This window comes from Mesorhizobium sp. M7A.F.Ca.CA.004.12.1.1 (genome assembly GCF_003997835.1).
GTDB lineage: Bacteria > Pseudomonadota > Alphaproteobacteria > Rhizobiales > Rhizobiaceae > Mesorhizobium.
In genome coordinates this window covers 1-3,894 of sequence record NZ_RZRK01000588.1, presented here as the reverse complement: position 1 = coordinate 3,894, position 3,894 = coordinate 1, and the positions used below count along the sequence as shown (strand labels likewise).

Genomic DNA, 3,894 nt, shown 5'->3' with positions numbered 1-3,894 from the left:
GTTTCATCGTGCGACTCCCCATGCGTTTCAGACACGTGCTCGAACCCGGGCGATAGAAGCGTGATTTCGCCGCGGAGTAAATTGCGTTTCGTTCTGCCCGTTGGCGTGGCCGGGAATGTTTTGTCCTGGCCACTGCATCGGCAGGTCGAAGCTTGTCGCGGTGCGCCTTACCCCGCGGCTGTGCCGCGCAGCAGCACGTTGAGCCCTATCGCCATCACCTTGGCCGATTCTACCATGTCCGCTATCCCGACCCATTCGTCCGGCCGGTGGGCGAGGTCGAGAATGCCCGGCCCATAGGCGATGCAATCATAGATATGGCCGATGCGCGCAATGTGCTTCTGGTCGTAGGTGCCGGGCGAAATGACATAGCCGGGTTCGCGGTCGAAGATCGCCATGATGCCTTGCGCAACCGCCTTGACCACCGGGGCGTCGCGCTCGGTCATCAGCGGCAGCACTTCCATCAGGTCGCGGATTTCGTAGTCGAATTTTGTCCGCTCGCGCTTTAGCCGGTCGAGAATACCGGTCACTTCGCCTTTGACGGTGTCGAGATCTTCCTCCAGCAGGAAACGACGGTCGATGGTCAGCCGGCAGGAGTCGGGCACGTTGGGCGACGGCAGGCCGGGCCGGAAGTCCTCGGTCTGGCCGCCATGGATCGAATTGATGTTCATGGTCGAGCGTTTTGCCCCTTCGGGCACGACCGGCATGCGCGTCATCTTACGGTCAAGCGCAGGGAACAGCTCGTCCTCGAAAGCCCTCAGCACGGCGCCCATGTGGCGCACCGCATTGTCGCCGAGAAACGGCATCGAGCCGTGCGCGATCTCGCCCTTGGTCTCGATCTCCGCCCACCAGACGCCGCGATGCCCGAGGCAGATGCGATCCTTGTTGAGCGGCTCGGGAATGATGACGTGGTCGACCCTGGGTTTTGAGAAATAGCCTAGTCTGGCCAGATGGGCGACGCCGCCGAAGCCGCCGGACTCCTCGTCGACGGTGCCGGATATTTCGATGGCGCCGGGAAAGTCGGGGAAGACTTCCAGGAAGGCTTCGGCTGCGATGATCGAGGCGGCCAGTCCGCCCTTCATGTCGCAGGCGCCGCGACCATAGACCTTGCCGTCTTTGACGATGCCGGCAAAAGGATCGACGGTCCAGCCGTCGCCGGCTTCGACCACGTCGATGTGCGAGTTGAAGTGGACGCAGGCGCCTGACGATCTTCCGTCGAAACGGGCAACGACATTGACGCGCGGGTAGCGGTCGGTGTCGCCGGGCGTGCCTTCGGCGCGGATGAATTCGGTCTCGAAACCACTCTTCTTCAGCCGCGCGCCGAGATATTCGGCGCATGGCCGATAGGCCTCGCCGGGTGGATTGATGGTCGGAAAACGGATCAGCTCAGTGGTCAGCGCGACGACATCGTCGCGCCTGTCATCGATTGCCCGGAGGAGTCGCTCGTTCATGCCCAGAGTTGAGCAGCGATCTCGGCGGTTTTGCAAGCCCGTTGGTGATCGAGCCTGTGCGGCGTGTCGTTGCGGCAACTATTGCGGGAAATCGTTCAAATTCGCTGCTTTGGATTGGCGAATTGGTCAAGGTGTGTGTGTTAGCCCGTTCATCTGCCATTAAAAAGATGAGAGACAATTTGAGGGCAGGCAGGTTAGGGGCAATCAAAGGGGTTTGATCGCATGAAAAAGACAGTTCTCATGGCAGCCGTGTTTGTTGCGATGCTGTTCGGTGCTTCGGGGCAGGGCTGGGCAGCCAGCCTCGTTGCAAATATTGACGTGTCTTCGCAGACGATGACCGTCAGATATGGCGCGTCGGTTTACCGGTGGAGCGTCTCCACCGCGCGCAAAGGTTACATTACGCCGCGCGGCAGCTATCGGCCGCAACGGACGGCGCGGATGTGGTATTCGCGCAAATACGACATGTCGCCAATGCCTCATTCGGTGTTCTTCCGCGGCGGCTATGCCATTCACGGCACCGGCGCGGTGAGGCAGCTCGGGCGCCCGGCATCGCATGGCTGTGTGCGCTTGCACCCGACCAATGCCGCCGCCTTCTATGCGATGGTTCGGCAAGCCGGTTTCGGCAATACGCGCATTGTCGTCACCAACTGAAGAGATTCAGGTTCGCTGTTGTCGGCTGGCGCAGGGCTAATACCCTCGCCAGCAGTTCCGTTTAAGCGTTCGGGACCGCTTTTGCCTGCGAGGGCCGCTTTCGACGCCCGCCGCTGATCTCCCACCTTTTGTGGAACCACATCCACTGGCCGGGATCTTCTCGCACCCAGCGTTCGACGACATCGTTGAGACGCTGGGTGGTGGCGTGGACATCGACGCTGCCGTCAGCCGTGCGCGGCAATGTCAGCTTGTCCTCGATTTCGAGCCGGAAGCGGTTGCCTGGCAGCCTGATGCAGCGAGCCGGATAGACGTCGCAGTCATAGTGACGGGCAAGGGTGGCCAGCACCCGATTGCTCTGGCACGGACGGCCGAAGAATGTCGTCTCCAGTCCGCTGGAGAATTTCTGGTCGACAAGGATGCCGATGTTGCCGCCGTTCTCCAGGACCCCGGCCAAGGCGAATGAGGCACCGGCCATCGATGGCAGCAACGAGCCCATGGTCGAGCGGCGCGTCGAGAGGATGTAGTCGGCAAGATAAGGATTGTTGGGTGGGCGAAACAGCGCCGTGATGTTCATGCCGAAGGTCGCCGCCGCCACCGGCAGAAGTTCGAAATTGCCGAGATGGCCGGTAAAGACGATGTGCGGCTTCACTTCGCTGGCGATTTCGAGGAAGTGGTCCGCTCCTTTGACCTCGATGCGGCCGGGCTTGATCGCTGTAGGGTCATAGTCGAAGAGGGCGTCGAGAAAGATGTATTCCGCGGCAAGACGGGCCATGTTGCCCCACATGTCTGAGGCGATCGCCTGGATCTCGGCTTCGCCCTTTTCCGGATAGGCCTTGCGCAGATTGTCGACGGCGACCTGATGGCGTCCCACCCGGGGGCCGACCATGCGTGCGGCGCGGTCGGCGAAATTCAACGCACTGTCGGCCGGCAGCAGGCGCAGGACCGAGATGATCATCATTGCGGCGCGCGCCACCAGCCAGTAATTGAGCTGGCGCAGTTGCCTGCCGTAGCGAAATTTTAGATCCCGGCGGAACTTCTTGAACACAGAGGTCAAGGCTCTAGCCGACGCGCAGGATGATCTTGCCGAAAACGTCGCGGCCTTCCATGCGCTTCAGCGCGGCGTCGATACCGTCGAAGCCGACTTCGGTGTCGATGACGGGTGCGACCTGTCCCGCCGCCATTTTCTGCATGGCGTTGGCCATGTTTTCCATGCGGCAGCCAAACGAGCCAAGCAGTTTCAATTGCTGCTGGAACAGCTGCATCAGATTGATCTGCGTCGACACGCCGGAAGTCGAACCGCAGGTCACCAGGCGGCCGCCGCGCTTCAGGCACAGCATCGAGGCGGCAAAAGTGTCGGCGCCGACATGTTCGAAGACGACATCGACGCCCTTCTTCTTGGTCAGCTTGCGCACGACGCCCTCGAAACGGTCGTCGCGGTAGTTGATGACATGGTCGGCGCCGAGCGCCTTGGCCTTGTCGATCTTGTCGTTGGAGCCGACCGTGGTGATGATGGTGCAGCCCATCCGCTTGGCCAGCTGGATGGCCGCAGAGCCGATGCCGGATCCGCCGGCATGGATAAGGATCGTCTCGCCGGGCTGTAGCCTGGCGTTGTCGAACAGCATGTGCTCGACCGTGCCGAAGGTGACGGGCGCGACCGCCGCGCCGATGTCGGTCACGCCGGGCGGGGCGGGGACCAGCAGGCGAGCCGGCAGGTTGATCTTCTCTTGCGCGAAACCGTCGAGATGGAAACCGTGCACACCCGAAACATGTTCACAGAGGTTGTCGCGGCCTTCGC

At 61.7% G+C, this 3,894-nt stretch carries 4 protein-coding genes; 1 reads left to right on the top strand and 3 read right to left on the bottom strand.

Going from position 1 to position 3,894, the window contains the following annotated elements:
• Positions 1-167: 167 nt before the first annotated feature.
• Positions 168-1,448, bottom strand: coding sequence for an acetylornithine deacetylase/succinyl-diaminopimelate desuccinylase family protein (locus tag EN984_RS25640; RefSeq protein WP_127269347.1), 1,281 nt, complete (start codon positions 1,446-1,448; stop codon positions 168-170).
• A gap of 222 nt (positions 1,449-1,670) precedes the next feature.
• Between EN984_RS25640 and EN984_RS25635 the strand changes: the two genes are divergently transcribed.
• The gene (locus EN984_RS25635; RefSeq protein ID WP_023812266.1) at positions 1,671-2,099 is read left to right on the top strand and encodes a L,D-transpeptidase; all 429 of its coding nucleotides are present in this window, start codon (positions 1,671-1,673) and stop codon (positions 2,097-2,099) included.
• Between the two features lie 61 nt (positions 2,100-2,160).
• Here the strand turns inward: EN984_RS25635 and EN984_RS25630 are convergent, their stop codons facing one another.
• Positions 2,161-3,144 carry a lipid A biosynthesis lauroyl acyltransferase gene (locus EN984_RS25630; protein WP_164748868.1) on the bottom strand — a complete coding sequence of 328 codons (984 nt, stop codon included), beginning with the start codon at positions 3,142-3,144 and terminating at the stop codon, positions 2,161-2,163.
• Positions 3,145-3,157: 13 nt separating this feature from the next.
• Positions 3,158-3,894 (bottom strand): zinc-binding dehydrogenase (locus EN984_RS25625; RefSeq protein WP_127384040.1); only part of this gene is annotated, 737 nt, incomplete at its 5' end.